This window comes from Clostridium niameyense (assembly GCF_001243045.1).
Lineage (GTDB): Bacteria > Bacillota > Clostridia > Clostridiales > Clostridiaceae > Clostridium_F > Clostridium_F niameyense.
In genome coordinates this window covers 937,741-954,926 of record NZ_LN849007.1, presented here as the reverse complement: position 1 = coordinate 954,926, position 17,186 = coordinate 937,741, and the positions used below count along the sequence as shown (strand labels likewise).

The window sequence follows — 17,186 nt, the reverse complement described above, 5'->3', positions numbered from 1 at the left end:
GCATATTAGCAGGTTTTTATAAGCTATATAGACAATATTTCTTTTTCTTTTGCTAGTATAATATTATCTATCTCTTTAATAAATTTATCCGTTTTATTTTGAATGTTTTCTTCTGATTTTTTTATTTCATCTTCTGAAATTTCTTGTTCTTTTTTTAACTTTTTCAAATCATCATTACATTCTCTTCTTATAGATCTTATAGCTACTTTAGAATCTTCTCCTGTCTTTTTAACAGACTTAACTAAATTTTTTCTTGTTTCTTCAGTAAGTTCTGGTATAACAAGTCTTATAACAGAACCATCACTTGATGGATTTAATCCTAAATCAGATTTTAAAATAGCTTTTTCTATAGCAGATAGTGAATTCTTGTCCCAAGGTTGAATTAATAAAACTCTAGCCTCCGGTACTGATATATTTGCTAATTGATTTAAAGGTGTTAAAGTTCCATAGTATTCTGCTTCTATTTTGTCAAGTATAGCAGGATTTGCTCTTCCAGCTTTCATAGAAGATAGTTCTTGTCTTAACACAGAAATTGTTTTACTCATTTTTTCCTCAGCTTTTGAAATAATAGATTTCATAAAATTAATAACCTCCTTTATTATAAATTAGTAACTAAAGTACCCATATCCTCGCCTCTAACTGCTTTTATAATATTTTCTGGTTTATCTAGGGCAAAAACTAATATAGGTATATTATTATCCATACATAATGAAGTAGCTGTAGAATCCATAACTTGAAGTCCTTGATCCAACACTTCTATATAAGATAGCTTATCATACTTTTTAGCATCATCATATTTATGTGGATCTTTATCATAAACTCCGTCTACTTTTTTAGCAAGTAATATTACATCTGCTTCAATTTCAGCTGCTCTTAAAGCTGCTGCTGTATCTGTTGAAAAATAAGGGTTACCTGTTCCTGATGCAAAAATTACTACTCTTCCTTTTTCTAAGTGTCTCATAGCTCTTCTTCTTATAAAAGGCTCTGCTACCTCTTTCATTTCAATAGCTGTTTGTACTCTGGTATTAACACCTATATTTTCTAAAGAATCTTGAAGTGCTAAAGCATTTATACAAGTAGCTAACATTCCCATATAATCCGCTGTAGTTCTATCCATATCGGAGCCACTTCTTCCTCTCCAAATATTTCCTCCACCTACAACAGCACCTACTTCTATGCCCATATCCACTAATTGTTTTATTTGTTCTGATATTTTTTTTGTAAATTCAAAATCAATTCCATAACCTTTATCACTAGCTAAAGCTTCTCCCGATAACTTAAGCATTACTCTTTTATATTTTGGTTCTTTCATTTATATTATACCTCCAAAAAATTTGAAATTACAAATATAATTTAACAAACTAAAGTTTATATTTTAATTTCAATAAAGTATATATAGTATAGCTAATTCTTTAAAAAAAGAGAACACGCCGTGTTCTCTTTTTTAAGTTATTATTTACCTTGCATTTGTTTTTTTACTTCTTCAGCAAAGTCTTCTTCTTTCTTTTCTATACCTTCGCCTTTTTCGAATCTTACAAAAGCTTCTACAGTTATTTTAGCACCTATTTCTTTTGATTTTTCTTCTAGGTATTTTGCAATAGTATAATCTCCATTTTTAACCCATATTTGTTCTACTAAGCAGTTTTCTTTATAGTATTTGTTCATTCTTCCCATAACCATTTTTTCTACTACTTTTTCTGGCTTTCCTTCATTTAAAGCTTGAACTCTGTAGATTTCTTTTTCTTTTTCTAAAGTTTCTTGATCTACAGCTTCTCTGTTTAAGAATAATGGATTTGTAGCTGCTGCTTGCATAGCTACATCTTTAGCTATTTCTTTTAACTGTTCACTATCTTTTTCACAAGCTAATTTAACAAGAACTCCGATTCTTCCACCTGCGTGTATATAGCTTTGAATAACTCCATTTTCTACTGTAAGCCTTTTGAATCTTCTTACATTCATGTTTTCGCCTAATTTAGCAATTAATTCTGTAACTTTTTCTTTTACAGTTAAATTTTCATCATTTATATATTTTTCATCTATTAAAGCTTCAACATCTTCTACTTTTGATAAAGCTGCTTGTTTTGCTATATTGTTAGCTAATTCAACGAAAGATTCATTTATAGATACAAAATCTGTTTCACAGTTAACTTCTGCTATAGATCCAACCTTTGAATCTTCTGATATGTATGTGCATACAAGACCTTCAGCAGCAATTCTTCCTGATTTTTTAGCAGCTGCTGCTAATCCTTTTTCTCTTAATAATTCTACAGCTTTTTCCATATCACCATTAGCTTCTGTTAAAACTTTTTTACAGTCCATCATTCCTGCGCCAGTTTTTTCTCTTAATTCTTTTACCATTTTAGCACTGATCATTCTATATTCCTCCTGTTTTTTCTAATTTAAAAGGTAAATGAAATTTACATCTCACCTACCTTATATTTTTTATTTATCCATACAATATTATTCTTCTATTTGTTCGCCTTGTCTTCCTTCTAAAACTGCATCTGCCATTTTAGCTGTTATAAGTCTTACGGCTCTTATAGCATCATCGTTTCCTGGGATTACATAGTCAACTTCATCTGGATCACAGTTTGTGTCAACTATAGCTACTACTGGAATTCCAAGTTTCTTAGCTTCTAATATTGCATTCTTTTCTTTTCTTGGATCAACAATAAACATAGCACCTAAGTTGCTAGCGTTTAATTCTTTTATTCCGCCTAAGTTCTTTTCTAATTTTTCTTCTTCATTCTTTAATTTTATAACTTCTTTTTTAGGAAGAACTTCAAATGTTCCGTCTTCTTCCATTTTTTCTAATTCTTCTAATTTACCTATTCTTGTTTTGATAGTTGTGAAGTTTGTTAACATTCCACCTAACCATCTGTTATTTACAAAATACATTCCAGATCTTTTAGCTTCTTCTTCAATAGCTTGTTGAGCTTGTTTTTTAGTTCCTACGAATAGAACATCTTTTCCTTCTTCTGATACTTTTCTTAAGAAGTCATAAGCTTCTTCTACCTTCTTAACTGTTTTTTGTAAATCGATAATGTATATTCCATTTCTTTCTGTAAATATGTATGGAGCCATTTTAGGGTTCCATCTTCTTGTTTGATGTCCAAAGTGAACACCTGCTTCTAATAATTGTTTCATTGATATAACTGACATATTTCTACCTCCTTGGTTTTTTCCTCCATTATCTTCATATATATAAACTACCTTTAGGCACCATTTATAAATTAGATAATGTGTGTATTTTATCCTTATGTAGTATATCATAACCAGTATTCTTATTCAACAATAATTTTAATTTTTTTATTTAGATTTTTTAATTTAAATTAAAATTAAAGAAGCCATTAAGGCTTCTCCAATTTTATTATTTTATTTTCTTTAATTCATCTAAAAGCTTGTCGTTTAATATTTTAATATGAGTTCCCTTCATACCTAAAGATCTTGATTCAATTACTCCTGCACTTTCAAATTTTCTTAATGCATTAACAATTACAGATCTAGTTATGCCTACCTTATCTGCTATTTTAGAAGCTACAAGTAAACCTTCATCTCCATCTAATTCATTAAATATATGTTCCACAGCTTCTAATTCTGAATAAGATAAAGTTCCAATAGCTAATTGAACTACTGCTTTTTTTCTAGTTTCTTCTTCTATCTCATCTTGTTTTGATCTTAATATCTCAAGACCTATAATAGTTGCACTATATTCTGCTAATACTAAATCCTCATCTGTAAAAGGATTATCAAACCTAGCAATTAATAATGTACCTAATCTCTCTCTGTTGCCATTTATAGGAACTATAGTGGACAATTTATTTTTAATTACACAATCTTTTCCACCTTCAAAAACACATTTGTCATGATTAGGTGAGTTAGCTAAAGTTTCATGAATATTTAATAATTTGTTATTATAGTTATCCGGGAATCTTTTATCTTTTAACACGTAATTTTTAACTTCATCACATTCAAAACCTGAATATAACTTATATCCTAATAATTTTCCTTTTCTACTTATTATATATACATTACAACATAAAACATCACTTAATAAATTTCCTATATCATTAAAATCTACTGGTTCTGTTCCAGATTTTTGTAATATCCTATTTAACATTCTTGTTTTGTCTAATAGTGAATGCATTTATATTCCTCCTTATATTGCCTCATATTATTTACTTTACATAAATGTAAAATCCTTATTTTTCCATTTACTTTGTATAGTTATTAAAAATTGCGACTATTAAAAATATTTTGAATTATTGCCTTTCCTTATCTATAATAACATATGGAATATTACATTTCAATATATCCTTTTAAATATTCAATTATTATTTATTGTTTAAATATTTTTTAAATTTGCATTCAGTATTAGTACATTCATAATATTCCCCTTTGGATTTGCTTTGTTTTTTAACCATATAAGTTCCACACTCTGGACATTTTTCATCTACTGGTGGAAACCAACTTACAAAATCACATTCTGGATAATTACTACATCCATAAAATCTTCTTCCTTTTCTGCTTCTTTTAACCAAAACCTTTCCGTCACATTTAGGACATTTCACATTCAACTCTTCTACTATAGGTTTTGTATTTTTACATTCTGGATATCCTGGACATGCTAAAAATTCTCCATATCTCCCTTGCTTTATTACCATATTTTTTCCGCACTTTTCACAAATTACATCTGTAACTTTATCTTCTATAGTTATCTTTGATATTTCCTTTTCAGCTATATCTATAGATTTACTTAAAGGCTTATAAAAATCATCTACAACTTTTGCCCAAGGCTTTTTACCTTCTTCTACCTCATCTAATTTATTTTCCATGCCTGCAGTAAATTCCAAATCTACAATTTGTTTGAAATATTCACTTACTATATTATTTACTATTTCTCCAAGTTCTGTAGGCTTTAAAGTTTTCTTTTCACGTTCTACATATTTCCTATCTATTATAGTAGATATAATAGGTGCATAAGTACTTGGTCTTCCTATACCATTCTCCTCTAATGTCTTTACTAAAGATGCTTCCGAATACCTAGCTGGTGGTTGAGTAAAATGTTGTGTCTCATTTATGGATTTTTCTTTTAAAACCTGTTTTTCTTCTAAAGTTGGTATTTTTGTTGCTTCTTTATCTTCCTCTGTAGAATATTCATATACTTTCATAAATCCATCAAACTTAACTACAGAACCACTGGCTCTTAAATTATATTCTCCGTTTTCTATAAGTATTGATGTAAAATCTAATATACAAGAAGCCATTTGACTTGCTATAAATCTTTTCCAAATAAGTTGATATAATTTATATTGCTGTGGTGTTAAATTCTCTTTGGCTACTTCTGGATTTATATCTACGTTAGTTGGTCTTATAGCTTCATGAGCATCTTGAATATTTTTCTTTCCTTTAAATACTCTAGGAATTTTAGGAACATATTCTTCTCCAAAATTATTTTTTACATAATCTAAAGCAGCATTTTGAGCATCTTCAGATATTCTTGTAGAATCTGTTCTCATATAAGTTATAAGTCCAACAGTTCCAAAGCCCTTTACATCTATTCCTTCGTAAAGTTGCTGAGCTATAGACATAGTTTTTTTAGTAGGGAAATTTAATTTTTTGTAAGAATCTTGTTGAAGTGTACTAGTAGTAAAAGGTGCCAATGGATTCTTCTTCTTAGCAGTTCTCTTAATATTTTTTACAACAAATTTACCTAATTCAAGTTCTTTTTTTATTTTTAATGCTTCTTCTTCATTGTTGATTTCTATTTTTTTACCATTTTTAGTTGTAAGTTTTACTAAAAAAGATTTCACACAATTTTCTTTGCATAATTCGCATTCTATAGTCCAATATTCTTTAGGAGTAAACTTAGAAATCTCATTTTCTCTATCACAAATCATTCTTAAAGCTACAGATTGAACTCTACCTGCACTTAATCCCCATTTTATTTTATTCCAAAGTATAGGACTTATTTTATATCCTACTAATCTATCTAAAACCCTTCTAGCTTGTTGAGCATCTACTAAATTATCGTTTATTTTTCTTGGCTTTTTTATAGCAGACTTTATTGCGGTTTTTGTTATTTCGTTAAATTCTATTCTGCATTTTTCATCTTCTTTTATCTTTAATGCATGAGCTAAATGCCAAGAAATAGCCTCTCCTTCTCTATCAGGGTCTGTAGCTAAATATATTTTAGTACTTTTTTTAGCTTCTTTTTTTAATTTATCTAAAAGCTCTCCCTTCCCTCTTATAGTTATATACTTAGGATTATAATTGTTTTCTATATCGACCCCTAATTGACTTTTGGGAAGATCTCTAACATGTCCCATAGATGCTTGAACTACATAATTTTTACCCAAATATTTTTTTATAGTCTTAGCTTTTGCCGGTGATTCTACTATTACTAAATTTTGTCCCATGTCATCCTCTGGAAAAATTCAACCAGAGATTGCACCCCCTTATTTTAATGTGATTAGTTTTTTATAATTAACTATAAGTATTATATATAATTAAATTTTTTTTATGCCTTCACATAATAGTTCCCAGCTAGACAAATTACTTCTTCTCTAAGCTGCAATTCAAATAATACCTCATACAAACGTTTTATGTCAATATTAATAAGTCTAATTATATCGTCTATATGTATAGGCTCATCAGTTAGAACATTATATATTTGTTTTTCTAATCCAATCTTATTATTATTTTTATTAACTTTATTATCCTTAATTTTATGATTTTCTAAACCTAAATATTGAAAAATATCGTCTAAAGATGTAAGTACAAAAGCTCCTTCTTTTATTAATTTATTTGTACCTATACTTTCTCTTGAAAATATAGAACCTGGAACAGAAAATACATCTTTTCCTTGTTCTAAAGCTAATGTGGCAGTTATTAAAGAACCACTTTTATAAGATGCCTCTACAACTATAACCACATCACTTAATGCACTAATTATTCTGTTTCTCATTGGAAAATTATAAGAAAATGGTGGCGTTCCAGGATAAAATTCAGATATAACACAACCCTTTTCACAAATAGATTTATACAACTCTTTATTTTGCCTAGGATAAATTACATCAATGCCTGATCCTAAAACAGCACAAGTATAGCCATTACTATTTATAGAACTTAACTGCGCATTATAATCTATTCCCTTTGCCATACCACTTATTATAGAAATATTATTTTCTGATAAAGCTTTGCTTACAATTTTAGTTACTTTTTCCCCATAAAAAGTACTTTTTCTAGAACCAACAATAGCTACAGATTTCGATTTATTTAAAGGTTCTATATTCCCTTTATAAAAAAGTACTGCTGGAGAATCTTCATAATATTTTAGCTTATAAGGATATAAACTATCATTAAAGTTTATAACATTTATATCTTCTTTCAATATTTTTTCTTTAGTTTTATATATAATATCCTCATTCCAAGCTTTTTTCAATTCACTAACTATTTTATAATTCATAATATCATAATTTCTATTGTTGTCAAAATTCTTTGTGTATTCAAAAATATTTTTTATACTTTTAAATTCTTTTAGCAATATTATTTTTAATTTACTTGAAAGCTTTGCTCTTGAAAACCATAAATTTAATTCTATCATAATTTATAACCCCTTAAATTATTATTTTTCTTGAATTTTTGTCAAATTTAAAAATTTTATTCATTAAACCTTAAAAGTAAATTTTTTATTAATTTTTAAATTACATAATAATATATAACTTTACTGTCAATACTCTAGTTAAATTTATATTAAAGGGTGATATTATGATAGGTAAAGTATTTACAGCTTCACTTAATGGCTGTTCTAGCAATCTAATATCTGTAGAAGTAGATATTAGATCTGGTCTACCTTCTTTTAATATAGTAGGACTTGCAGCTACTTCAATTAAAGAGTCAAAGGAAAGAGTTAAATCTGCATTAATTAATTCTGGTTATAAAATTCCCATAAGTAAAATAACTGTCAACTTATCTCCTGCAGATATTAAAAAAGAAGGTTCTTTATTTGATCTACCTATAGCCTTAGCTATTTTGGTAGCTACAAATCAATTAAATGGTGATTTTTTTAAAGACTATATAGTTATAGGTGAGTTATCCTTATTTGGTGATATAAATAAAATAAGAGGTGCTCTTCCTATAATATTAGATGGATTAGATAACAATATAAATAACTTCATAATTCCCTCTTTGAATAAAGATGAATGTGCCTTAGTAAAAAAAGCTAACATTTTTCCCTTTTCTCATTTAAATGAAGTAGTTCATTATATACACTATAAGGATTTACTTCCTTATAAACTTACACTTAAAAATAATAGTCTACAGGAATCTAATATAGATTTTGCAGAAATATCTGGTCAAGAAAGTTGTAAAAGAGCTTTAGAAGTAGCAGCATCAGGAGGTCATAATATTATTATGTTTGGTCCCCCTGGTTGTGGAAAAACTATGTTGGCAGAAAGAATTCCAACTATACTTCCTTCTCTAAATTACGAAGAAGCCTTGGAAGTAACTAAAATTTATAGTGTAGCAGGAAAACTAGATAAAAACTTTCTAATTAAACAGCGACCTTTTAGAAGTCCTCATAGCACTTCATCAAAGATTGCTTTAGTAGGTGGAGGTAGTAGCTTAACTCCTGGAGAAATTTCTCTAGCTCATAATGGAGTTTTATTTTTAGATGAAATTTTAGAATTCAAAAAAAATGTAATAGAGGTTTTAAGGCAACCTTTAGAGGATAGATGTATAAAAATAACTAGATATAATGGAAATGTAACCTATCCTTGTAACTTTATGTTAGTGTCATCCTTAAACCCTTGTCCATGTGGTATGTATGGTACCTCTGATTGCACCTGTAGTGAATATGAAATTAAAAGATATATAAATAAACTTTCAAAGCCAATTTTAGATAGAATAGATATATTTACTTTTGTGGCACAGTTATCTTTTGATGAAGTAAAGAAATTTAGCAAATCTGAAAGTTCTAAAACTATAAAAGAAAGAGTAGTAAAAGCTCGTGAAATTCAACTTGAACGATTCTCTAAGGATTCTATATATACAAACTCTCAAATGAAAAGGAAACAACTGAAAAAATATTGTGATTTAACTTCAAGTGGGTCTAAAATTTTAAGAAAAATTTATACAAAATTCAATTTAAGTGCAAGAGCTTATTGTCGTATATTAAAAGTATCTAGAACTATTGCAGATTTAAATGGAAATGAAAAAATAAAGGATGAAGATATAATTGAGGCTCTTCAGTATAGAAAATTTATAGATAATAAAATATTGTAAAAGGAGATCATATTCATGCACTACTTTAATAAAGACATAGGTTATTTCGGCGAAGCCATAGCTTCTAAGTATCTTCAAAATTCTTCTTATATAATAATTGAAAAAAACTTTAGATGTAAAATTGGAGAAATTGATATAATAGCTAAGGATAATGACTATATATGCTTTATTGAAGTAAAAAGTAGATATTCCACCTGTTATGGTAGTCCTTGTGAAGCTGTAAATTATTATAAACAAAAGAAACTATATAAAACAGCCCAGATGTACATAATTAAAAATCACTTATTTAATAAATTCAATTTTAGGTTTGATGTTGTGGAAGTAGTATTTAACAAAAATACTAATAAACCCTCCATAAAGCTAATAAAAAATGCTTTTCAGTTAGATTATTTATAAATACAGTTTTTAAATAACCAACTAAAATAAGATATATTAAAAATTAAATATGTAGCTAAAAAACTCTTAATTTATTTAAAACTTTTATAGCTTCATATTATTTTTAATATATCTTAAAGGTTATTTGAGGCTTTTAAATTATATTCTTTAAAAAACTTCTCCTATGTATTTTTAACGGTCCATATTTTTGTATGGATTCTATATGCTCTTGAGTACCATAACCTGCATTATGCTCAAAACCATATTGAGGATAAACTTTAGCATACTCTTCCATAAGATTATCCCTATATACTTTTGCTATAATAGATGCACAAGCTATACTAGCACTTTTATTATCACCTTTTACTATAAATTTATTAGGTAAATTCATATTTTTTACGGCATACCCATCAGATAACACTAAATCTGGTTTTATTTTAAGTCCTTGTACTGCTCTTTTTAAAACTTCATTGTTGCTCCATGCAATACCCTTTTCATCTATAATATTATTGCTAATTATAGCTATATTATAACTTAAAGCTTTTTCTCTTATAATGACATCTAATTCTTTTCTCTTTTGTGGAGATAATTTTTTAGAATCTTTTATATCTAATATTAGATTTTGGACTGTATTTAAATCCAATATTACGGATGCAGCTACTATAGGACCTGCTAGTGGTCCTCTTCCCACTTCATCTACTCCTGCTATTATTTCATAGGGATAAAAGCTTTTATCTAAGTTATACATATTAGTAACCCTATCTGTTTCTTTATTATATTTGTTTAAAAATTTAAGTAAACTTTCCCCTAGAGATTTTACATTTTTTCTTTTATCTAAATTTAGTAAATTTATGATTCTTTTTACTTCATTTTCCTTAGAAGTTTCATAGTTTTTCTTTAAGGTATCCGTAAACTTTTTTATTTCAACATACTTTATATCTTGAAAATCTTCCGCAGTATTTATATTCATAATAATATCTCCCTTTAATTATTAGGTTTTTCTAAAGATATAACACCTAATTTTCCACCTCTAAATTCATCCAAAATAGTTACTGCTATTCTATTATAGTCTACTTCTCCTCTAGATATTATAGCTCCTCTTTTTCTTGCTATGTTCTCCATATTTTCAAGTCCATTCTCACTTAGCTCACTTAACTTATATCTTTTCATTAATCTGTCTCCATAAGAATTTTGTAATTTTTCTATAAGTCTTAAGGCTAAAGTTTCTATATCCATAATTTCATCTTTTATAGCCCCTGTAAAAGCTAAATTAAGTTGTACCTCTTCACTATCTAATTTAGGCCATAAAACTCCTGGTGTATCCATAAGTTCTATACCTATTTTAGTTTTTATCCATTGTTTACTTTTTGTAACTCCTGGTCTATCTCCAACTTTAGCTATAGAGTTTTTAGCCATTTTGTTAATAAAAGATGATTTACCTACATTAGGTATACCAACTACCATTACTCTATCTACTATATTTACTATTCCTTTATTTTTCATTCTTTCGTGCTTATCTTTTAATAATTCATTTAATGTAGGTTTTATTTTATTTAATCCTTCTCCAGTATTAGAATTTACCGCTAAAACTTTTATATTATCTTTAGATAATGAATTTATCCAATCTATAGTAACTTCTTTTTCAGCTAGATCTTTTTTATTTAATAAAATTATTCTAGGTTTATTTTCGCAAATATCTTCAATGTTAGGATTTTTACTTGAATTTACTATCCTAGCATCTCTTATTTCTATTACCGCATCAACCTTTTTTAAATTCTCTTTTATTTCCCTTCTAGTTTTAGCCATATGACCTGGAAACCAATTTATATTCATAGTTTTATCTATCCTTTCTTTTGTTGATTATATTACCTTTAATTATTTATTAGCTTCAGAATAGGATAAACTACCCATATTATTAAAAGGATATATTCTAAAGGCTGCTCTTCCAACTACTAATTTTAAATCCACAAATCCTACATCCTCAAATCTGCTATCTCTACTATGATTTCTGTTATCTCCCATTACAAAGACAGTATTAGAAGGTATCTTAACTTCATTAAAATCTTCCATATAATTTTCTAATATATAAGGTTCATTTTTTTCTTTTCCATTTATATATAACTTATTATTATGAATAGAAACCTTATCCCCAGCTACTGCCACTACTCTTTTTATAAATTTTTCTCTAGTGTCTGCAGGATATTTAATTACTACTATATCACCAGGTTTTGGTTTTCTAAAATAATAAGAAACTTTTTCTACTATTAATCTATCTTTATTTTGTAAAGTAGGCTCCATAGAGTGTCCTTCTACACTTACAGTTTCAAGTACAAAAGTTATAATTAAAAAGGCTGCAATTACCGCCAACACTATGGATTTTATAATTTCTAATAATTCTTTCACCATAAATTGTACCCCCTTGGTATGAAAAAAAGGGACTTACTCAAGCCCCTAACTTTCTTTATTATCTCATTAATTCTTTAACTTTTGCTGCTTTACCAACTCTATCTCTTAAGTAGTATAATTTAGCTCTTCTTACTTTACCTCTTCTTACTACTTCTATTTTTTCTATTAATGGAGAGTTAACTGGGAAAGTTTTTTCAACTCCTACACCAGATGCTAATCTTCTTACTGTGAAAGTTTCTCTTGCTCCACCATTTTGTCTTTTTAAAACTGTTCCTTCAAATACTTGGATTCTTTCTCTTGTTCCTTCTTTGATCTTTTGGTGAACTTTTACAGTATCTCCTACATTGAATTTAGGTAAATCGCTTCTTAGTTGTTCTTTTTCTATTTCTTTTATAATTTCTAACATGTGCATTCCCTCCTCTTATTTTTTGACGTTCTTACCTAGCTTATGTAAAATAGGTAGAGGACCGCCCGTACTAGCACAAAATTTATTTTACCACAGTAAAATTTTTTAATCAATATTTTTATATAAAATTTATCGGTTACTATGTCTTTTTCTATATTAATATACTTATTTTTATCTATATTTCTCAAAATACTCTTTTAATATTTTTTTATCTTCTTTAGATATGTTATACTTTTTAAAAAGATCTGGTCTTTTTTCTTTTGTAATTACAAGAGATTTTGCTTTTCTCCATTTTTTTATATTTAGATGGTGCCCTGATAAAAGAACCTTAGGTACTTCTTTATCTTCAAACACTTCTGGCCTTGTGTATTGTGGATACTCTAAAAGTCCACTATAAAAAGATTCTTCTTCATAGCTTTCAGTACCTTTTAAAACTCCTGGTATCATCCTTAAAATTGAATCAACTATGGGAATACATGCCATTTCTCCTCCAGTTAATACAAAGTCCCCCAAAGATATTTCCATATCTATATATTCATAAGCTCTTTCATCTATTCCCTCATAATGTCCACATAAAAATATTAACTCTTCTTCTTTAGCTAATTCTTTAGCCAACTCTTGATTAAAAGTTCTCCCCTTAGGTCCTAAAAAAATAATCTTACCCTTATTAGAGTTTTTTACTTGTCTTATACTATCCACTATTGGTTGAGCGCACATAACCATACCTGCACCACCACCGTAAGGATAGTCATCTACCTTTTTATGTTTATCTTTTGTATAATCCCTTATATTTATAGCATTTATATCTACTATTCCTTTTTCTTTGGCTCTTCCTATAATGCTATGATTAAATATACTAAACATTTCTGGAAATAGGGTTAGAATATCTATCTTCATTGCCACATCTCCAATGGCTTTATAGTAATAATTTTATTTTCTATATCTATATTAGTTATAATTTGTTTTATAGCAGGTATTAATATTTCTTTTTCTCCTTGTACTACATAAACATCATTACTACCAGTTTCCATTACATCTTTCATAGCTCCTATAGTATTACCTTCTTCATCTACTACAGTACATTCTACTAAATCCGCTATAAAATAACTTCCCTCTGGAAGCTTTACTGCATCTTCCTTCTTTATTTCTAAGTATTTATTTCTGTATCTATTAGCCTCTTCTATTGAATCTATTCCTTCTATCTTTAATACTGGAAATTTGTTTTTAAACTTACACCCTAGTATATTTTTTTCTTGCCCATTTATAAATACTTTTTTTAAATTTTTAAATCTTTTAATATCATCAGTTAAAGGATAAACTTTTACTTCTCCTTTTATACCATGAGTATTTATTATTTCACCTATAGATAAGAAACCTTCCATTTACTTACTCTCCTTAAAATACCAAGTATAATTTATAAAATAAAAGAGTTAGGTGCACCTAACTCTTTATATTATCTCAACAACAACTCTTTTATTTTCTTTTATAGCTGCTGCCTTAACCACAGTTCTGATAGCCTTTGCTATCCTTCCCTGTTTTCCTATAACTTTTCCCATATCGTCAGGTGCAACTTTTAGTTCAATAATTATAGACTGTTCTCCAGCCACTTCATTAACTTGAACATCTTCTGGGTTATCCACTAATGCTTTTGCTATAGTTTCAACCAAAGCTTTCATTTACTACACCCCCAGTACTTTGTATAGCTTATTTATTAGCTATTCCAGCTCTTCCTAATAACTTTTTAACTGTATCAGTAGGTTGAGCACCGTTTTTAATCCATTGTGCTACTTTTTCTTCATTAAATTTTATTTCTACTGGTTCTGATATAGGATTGTAGTATCCTATTTCTTCTATAAATCTACCATCTCTTGGAGATCTAGAATCTGCAACTACAACTCTGTAAAATGGAGCTTTTTTAGCACCCATTCTTCTTAATCTTATTTTTACTGCCATGTGTTTCACCTCCTTTAAAAAGTTTTTATCTAAAATGGTAATTTACCAAATAAACCTTTTTTAAAACCTTTTTGCATTCCTTTCATTTGTTTCATCATCTTTTTAGAAGCCTCAAAATCTTTTAAAAGCTTATTTACTTGTTGTACTGTTGTACCTGATCCTTTAGCTATCCTTCTTTTTCTTGAAGGAGATGAAGATATCAATAAAGGATTTGTTCTTTCATTTTTAGTCATAGAGCTTATAATAGCCTCTGTTCTTTTAAGCTCTTTTTCACTACCACTTAAATCTAAATTCTTTAACTCTTTAGAATTAACTCCTGGAATCATTTCTATTAACTTATTAAGCGGTCCTAATTTCTTCATTTGTTCCATGGAATCTAAAAAATCCTCAAAATTAAATTCTTGGTTTAACATTCTTTCACCAATTTTTTTAGCTTTCTCCTCATCAATAGATTGCTGAGCTTTTTCAATTAGTGAAAGCACATCACCCATACCTAATATTCTAGATGCCATTCTATCTGGATAGAACACTTCTAGATCATTCATTTTTTCTCCTACACCTACAAATTTAATAGGTTTGCCTGTCATAGATTTAATAGAAAGGGCAGCTCCACCTCTAGTGTCACCATCTAACTTTGTAAGTATTATTCCTGTTAAATCTAATTTATCATTGAAGTTATTTGCTACATTTACAGCATCTTGACCTGTCATAGCATCAACTACCAATAATATTTCTGAAGGATTTACCTCATCCTTTATGTTTTTTAGTTCTTCCATAAGATTCTCATCTACATGAAGTCTACCAGCTGTATCTATTATAACCACATTATGTTTGTTGTTTTTAGCATATTCAATAGCTCCCTTAGAAATATCTACAGGATTTAATTTATCTCCCATAGTAAATACAGGTATATCTATTTGTTTACCTACTACTTGAAGTTGTTTTATAGCTGCTGGTCTATAAACGTCACAAGCTACAAGAAGTGGTTTTTTATTTTTCTTTCTAAGGTGAAGAGCAAGCTTACCTGCCATAGTAGTTTTTCCTGCACCTTGAAGTCCTGCAAGCATTATAACTGTAATACCTGAAGAAGAATAACTCAAAGTACTTTCTGTACTCCCCATAAGCTCTGTTAGCTCATCATTTACTATTTTAACTACCTGTTGACCTGGTGTTAAACTTTCTAGCACTTCTTTTCCCATACATTTTTCACTAACGGATTTTACAAAGTTTTTAACTACTTTATAATTAACGTCAGCTTCTAATAATGCAAGTTTAACTTCCCTCATAGCTGTCTTTATATCTTTTTCTGAAAGCTTCCCTTTACCTTTTAGCTTTTTTAAAGCATCTTGAAGCTTAGAAGCTAATCCATCAAAGGCCATATAATCCTCTCCTAAATATTTTCAATTATATATTTTTTTATATTATCAATTTCTTTTATATTATCTTCATTTATCGTATCTAGCATATCTAATAATTTTTCTTTAGAATCTTGAAGTTTTTTGAACTTTTTCATTGAACCTAATTTGTTTTCATACTGCAAAAGAATTTTATGACATCTTTTAACTATGTCATATACTGCCTGCCTACTAGTATTAGTGAACTCCGATATTTCTGATAATGAAAAATCTTTATTGTAATATAAATCCATTATTCTGCTTTGCTTTTCTGTAAGCAATTCACCATAAAAGTCTAATAATAAAGACATCTCCACTATTTCTTCCATAAAATATCACAGATTTTAATCTAACTCCTTTAACAAACTATTCTTTTTACTTGACGAATTATATAATATCAAACTATAAAAAGTCTGTCAAGCATTTTTACTTAACAGACTTATTTTTTTAAAATAAAGCTTCTACAAACTCTTCCGGATTAAATTCTTGTAAATCCTCTATACCTTCTCCTACTCCTATAAGTTTTACAGGTATATCTAATTGATCCTTTATAGATATTACAATTCCACCCTTAGCCGTTCCATCTAATTTTGTAAGTATTATACCATCTATAGGACACACCTCCATAAATTGTTTAGCTTGTAGCACTGCATTCTGCCCTGTAGTAGCATCTAATACCAATAATGTTTCTTTACTAGCCTCACCATACTCTCTATCTATAATCTTATTTATTTTTGAAAGCTCATTCATTAAATTCTTTTTATTATGTAATCTTCCTGCAGTATCACATATAAGAACGTCTGCTCCACGAGATTTAGAAGCTTGAATTGCATCAAATACTACCGCTCCAGGATCTGAACCTTCTTGATGTTTTATTATATCTACAGAGGCCTTATTACTCCATATTTCTAATTGATCTATGGCTGCTGCTCTAAAGGTGTCTGCTGCTGCCATAATAACCTTATACCCCTTATTTTTTAATTTTGAAGATACTTTTCCTATAGATGTAGTTTTACCTACTCCGTTTACCCCTATTACAAGCATTATAGCTGGAGTAGACTTAGGTTCTATAGTTCCGTTTTCCTTTCCTATAATTTCTAGTATTACTTCCTTTAGACAAGGTTTAATTTCTGCAGGATCTTTTATCTTTTCTTCTTTTACCTTTTCTTTTAATCTCTCTATAATTTTTAAAGAAGTTTCCACTCCAATATCTGCAGTTATAAGTATTTCCTCTAATTCTTCATATAGATCTTCATCTATAGTTATAGCTAAATTTAATATACTTGTTACCTTATCTGTAAAATTATCCTTAGTTTTTGTAAGTCCCTGTTTTAATTTATCAAAGAAATTACCAAACATTTTCATCT

20 protein-coding genes are annotated in these 17,186 nt (G+C 28.4%); 2 read left to right on the top strand and 18 right to left on the bottom strand.

What is annotated here, in order from left to right:
- Window positions 1-23 precede the first annotated feature (23 nt).
- From frr to dprA, 7 genes are all read right to left on the bottom strand, one after another.
- The gene (frr, locus tag BN1711_RS05555; protein ID WP_050607189.1) at window positions 24-578 is read right to left on the bottom strand and encodes a ribosome recycling factor; all 555 of its coding nucleotides are present in this window, start codon (window positions 576-578) and stop codon (window positions 24-26) included.
- 20 nt (window positions 579-598) lie between these two features.
- A complete protein-coding gene (gene pyrH, locus BN1711_RS05550) occupies window positions 599-1,312 on the bottom strand; it encodes a UMP kinase (RefSeq protein WP_050607188.1) in 714 nt (237 codons plus the stop codon).
- Between the two features lie 140 nt (window positions 1,313-1,452).
- Window positions 1,453-2,373 (bottom strand): translation elongation factor Ts, encoded by a 921-nt coding sequence (gene tsf / locus BN1711_RS05545; protein WP_050607187.1) that lies wholly within the window; start codon window positions 2,371-2,373, stop codon window positions 1,453-1,455.
- A gap of 87 nt (window positions 2,374-2,460) precedes the next feature.
- Window positions 2,461-3,162 carry a 30S ribosomal protein S2 gene (rpsB, locus tag BN1711_RS05540; protein WP_050607186.1) on the bottom strand — a complete coding sequence of 234 codons (702 nt, stop codon included), beginning with the start codon at window positions 3,160-3,162 and terminating at the stop codon, window positions 2,461-2,463.
- A 208-nt stretch (window positions 3,163-3,370) separates the two neighbouring features.
- Window positions 3,371-4,147: a GTP-sensing pleiotropic transcriptional regulator CodY gene (gene codY / locus BN1711_RS05535; protein ID WP_050607185.1), complete on the bottom strand. Its 777-nt coding sequence runs from the start codon at window positions 4,145-4,147 to the stop codon at window positions 3,371-3,373.
- Window positions 4,148-4,334: 187 nt separating this feature from the next.
- Complete coding sequence (topA, locus tag BN1711_RS05530) at window positions 4,335-6,419, bottom strand: type I DNA topoisomerase (protein ID WP_050607184.1); 2,085 nt, start codon at window positions 6,417-6,419, stop codon at window positions 4,335-4,337.
- A gap of 101 nt (window positions 6,420-6,520) precedes the next feature.
- Complete coding sequence (gene dprA / locus BN1711_RS05525) at window positions 6,521-7,606, bottom strand: DNA-processing protein DprA (RefSeq protein ID WP_050607183.1); 1,086 nt, start codon at window positions 7,604-7,606, stop codon at window positions 6,521-6,523.
- 164 nt (window positions 7,607-7,770) lie between these two features.
- Between dprA and BN1711_RS05520 the strand changes: the two genes are divergently transcribed.
- Window positions 7,771-9,285 (top strand): YifB family Mg chelatase-like AAA ATPase, encoded by a 1,515-nt coding sequence (locus BN1711_RS05520; protein ID WP_050607182.1) that lies wholly within the window; start codon window positions 7,771-7,773, stop codon window positions 9,283-9,285.
- Between the two features lie 15 nt (window positions 9,286-9,300).
- The gene (locus BN1711_RS05515) at window positions 9,301-9,681 is read left to right on the top strand and encodes a YraN family protein (protein ID WP_050607181.1); all 381 of its coding nucleotides are present in this window, start codon (window positions 9,301-9,303) and stop codon (window positions 9,679-9,681) included.
- 133 nt (window positions 9,682-9,814) lie between these two features.
- Here BN1711_RS05515 and BN1711_RS05510 read toward each other — a convergent pair whose 3' ends face one another.
- The 11 genes from BN1711_RS05510 to ftsY form a co-directional block, all read right to left on the bottom strand.
- A complete protein-coding gene (locus tag BN1711_RS05510) occupies window positions 9,815-10,630 on the bottom strand; it encodes a ribonuclease HII (protein WP_050607180.1) in 816 nt (271 codons plus the stop codon).
- A 14-nt stretch (window positions 10,631-10,644) separates the two neighbouring features.
- Window positions 10,645-11,493 (bottom strand): ribosome biogenesis GTPase YlqF, encoded by an 849-nt coding sequence (gene ylqF / locus BN1711_RS05505; protein WP_050607179.1) that lies wholly within the window; start codon window positions 11,491-11,493, stop codon window positions 10,645-10,647.
- Window positions 11,494-11,535: 42 nt separating this feature from the next.
- Window positions 11,536-12,066 carry a signal peptidase I gene (gene lepB, locus BN1711_RS05500; protein ID WP_050607178.1) on the bottom strand — a complete coding sequence of 177 codons (531 nt, stop codon included), beginning with the start codon at window positions 12,064-12,066 and terminating at the stop codon, window positions 11,536-11,538.
- Between the two features lie 58 nt (window positions 12,067-12,124).
- Entirely contained in the window at window positions 12,125-12,472 is a 348-nt protein-coding gene (gene rplS, locus BN1711_RS05495) for a 50S ribosomal protein L19 (protein WP_050607177.1), read from the bottom strand.
- A 171-nt stretch (window positions 12,473-12,643) separates the two neighbouring features.
- Window positions 12,644-13,369, bottom strand: a complete 726-nt coding sequence (trmD, locus tag BN1711_RS05490; protein WP_050607176.1) for a tRNA (guanosine(37)-N1)-methyltransferase TrmD — start codon at window positions 13,367-13,369, stop codon at window positions 12,644-12,646.
- Window positions 13,366-13,854, bottom strand: a complete 489-nt coding sequence (rimM, locus tag BN1711_RS05485) for a ribosome maturation factor RimM (protein ID WP_050607175.1) — start codon at window positions 13,852-13,854, stop codon at window positions 13,366-13,368. Before rimM ends, trmD begins: the two co-directional genes overlap by 4 nt.
- Before the next feature lie 66 nt (window positions 13,855-13,920).
- Window positions 13,921-14,148, bottom strand: a complete 228-nt coding sequence (locus BN1711_RS05480) for a KH domain-containing protein (RefSeq protein ID WP_050607174.1) — start codon at window positions 14,146-14,148, stop codon at window positions 13,921-13,923.
- Between the two features lie 28 nt (window positions 14,149-14,176).
- On the bottom strand, window positions 14,177-14,425 hold the full coding sequence (rpsP, locus tag BN1711_RS05475; protein ID WP_050607173.1) for a 30S ribosomal protein S16: 249 nt from the start codon (window positions 14,423-14,425) through the stop codon (window positions 14,177-14,179).
- A 29-nt stretch (window positions 14,426-14,454) separates the two neighbouring features.
- Window positions 14,455-15,804, bottom strand: coding sequence for a signal recognition particle protein (gene ffh, locus BN1711_RS05470; RefSeq protein WP_050607172.1), 1,350 nt, complete (start codon window positions 15,802-15,804; stop codon window positions 14,455-14,457).
- Between the two features lie 11 nt (window positions 15,805-15,815).
- Window positions 15,816-16,148 carry a putative DNA-binding protein gene (locus BN1711_RS05465; RefSeq protein ID WP_050607171.1) on the bottom strand — a complete coding sequence of 111 codons (333 nt, stop codon included), beginning with the start codon at window positions 16,146-16,148 and terminating at the stop codon, window positions 15,816-15,818.
- A gap of 118 nt (window positions 16,149-16,266) precedes the next feature.
- Window positions 16,267-17,178 carry a signal recognition particle-docking protein FtsY gene (gene ftsY, locus BN1711_RS05460; RefSeq protein ID WP_050607170.1) on the bottom strand — a complete coding sequence of 304 codons (912 nt, stop codon included), beginning with the start codon at window positions 17,176-17,178 and terminating at the stop codon, window positions 16,267-16,269.
- Window positions 17,179-17,186 lie beyond the last annotated feature (8 nt).

Excerpts from the sequence above, each read along its gene's own strand:
- BN1711_RS05480 (WP_050607174.1), bottom strand. The coding sequence starts at position 14,148 with ATGAAAGCTTTGGTTGAAACTATAGCAAAAGCATTAGTGGATAACCCA.
- BN1711_RS05520 (WP_050607182.1), top strand. The coding sequence starts at position 7,771 with ATGATAGGTAAAGTATTTACAGCTTCACTTAATGGCTGTTCTAGCAAT.
- codY (WP_050607185.1), bottom strand. The coding sequence starts at position 4,147 with ATGCATTCACTATTAGACAAAACAAGAATGTTAAATAGGATATTACAA.
- ftsY (WP_050607170.1), bottom strand. The coding sequence starts at position 17,178 with ATGTTTGGTAATTTCTTTGATAAATTAAAACAGGGACTTACAAAAACT.
- frr (WP_050607189.1), bottom strand. The coding sequence starts at position 578 with ATGAAATCTATTATTTCAAAAGCTGAGGAAAAAATGAGTAAAACAATT.
- ffh (WP_050607172.1), bottom strand. The coding sequence starts at position 15,804 with ATGGCCTTTGATGGATTAGCTTCTAAGCTTCAAGATGCTTTAAAAAAG.
- rplS (WP_050607177.1), bottom strand. The coding sequence starts at position 12,472 with ATGTTAGAAATTATAAAAGAAATAGAAAAAGAACAACTAAGAAGCGAT.
- rpsB (WP_050607186.1), bottom strand. The coding sequence starts at position 3,162 with ATGTCAGTTATATCAATGAAACAATTATTAGAAGCAGGTGTTCACTTT.
- BN1711_RS05510 (WP_050607180.1), bottom strand. The coding sequence starts at position 10,630 with ATGAATATAAATACTGCGGAAGATTTTCAAGATATAAAGTATGTTGAA.
- BN1711_RS05515 (WP_050607181.1), top strand. The coding sequence starts at position 9,301 with ATGCACTACTTTAATAAAGACATAGGTTATTTCGGCGAAGCCATAGCT.
- topA (WP_050607184.1), bottom strand. The coding sequence starts at position 6,419 with ATGGGACAAAATTTAGTAATAGTAGAATCACCGGCAAAAGCTAAGACT.
- BN1711_RS05465 (WP_050607171.1), bottom strand. The coding sequence starts at position 16,148 with ATGGAAGAAATAGTGGAGATGTCTTTATTATTAGACTTTTATGGTGAA.
- lepB (WP_050607178.1), bottom strand. The coding sequence starts at position 12,066 with ATGGTGAAAGAATTATTAGAAATTATAAAATCCATAGTGTTGGCGGTA.
- dprA (WP_050607183.1), bottom strand. The coding sequence starts at position 7,606 with ATGATAGAATTAAATTTATGGTTTTCAAGAGCAAAGCTTTCAAGTAAA.
- tsf (WP_050607187.1), bottom strand. The coding sequence starts at position 2,373 with ATGATCAGTGCTAAAATGGTAAAAGAATTAAGAGAAAAAACTGGCGCA.
- ylqF (WP_050607179.1), bottom strand. The coding sequence starts at position 11,493 with ATGAATATAAATTGGTTTCCAGGTCATATGGCTAAAACTAGAAGGGAA.
- trmD (WP_050607176.1), bottom strand. The coding sequence starts at position 13,369 with ATGAAGATAGATATTCTAACCCTATTTCCAGAAATGTTTAGTATATTT.
- pyrH (WP_050607188.1), bottom strand. The coding sequence starts at position 1,312 with ATGAAAGAACCAAAATATAAAAGAGTAATGCTTAAGTTATCGGGAGAA.
- rpsP (WP_050607173.1), bottom strand. The coding sequence starts at position 14,425 with ATGGCAGTAAAAATAAGATTAAGAAGAATGGGTGCTAAAAAAGCTCCA.
- rimM (WP_050607175.1), bottom strand. The coding sequence starts at position 13,854 with ATGGAAGGTTTCTTATCTATAGGTGAAATAATAAATACTCATGGTATA.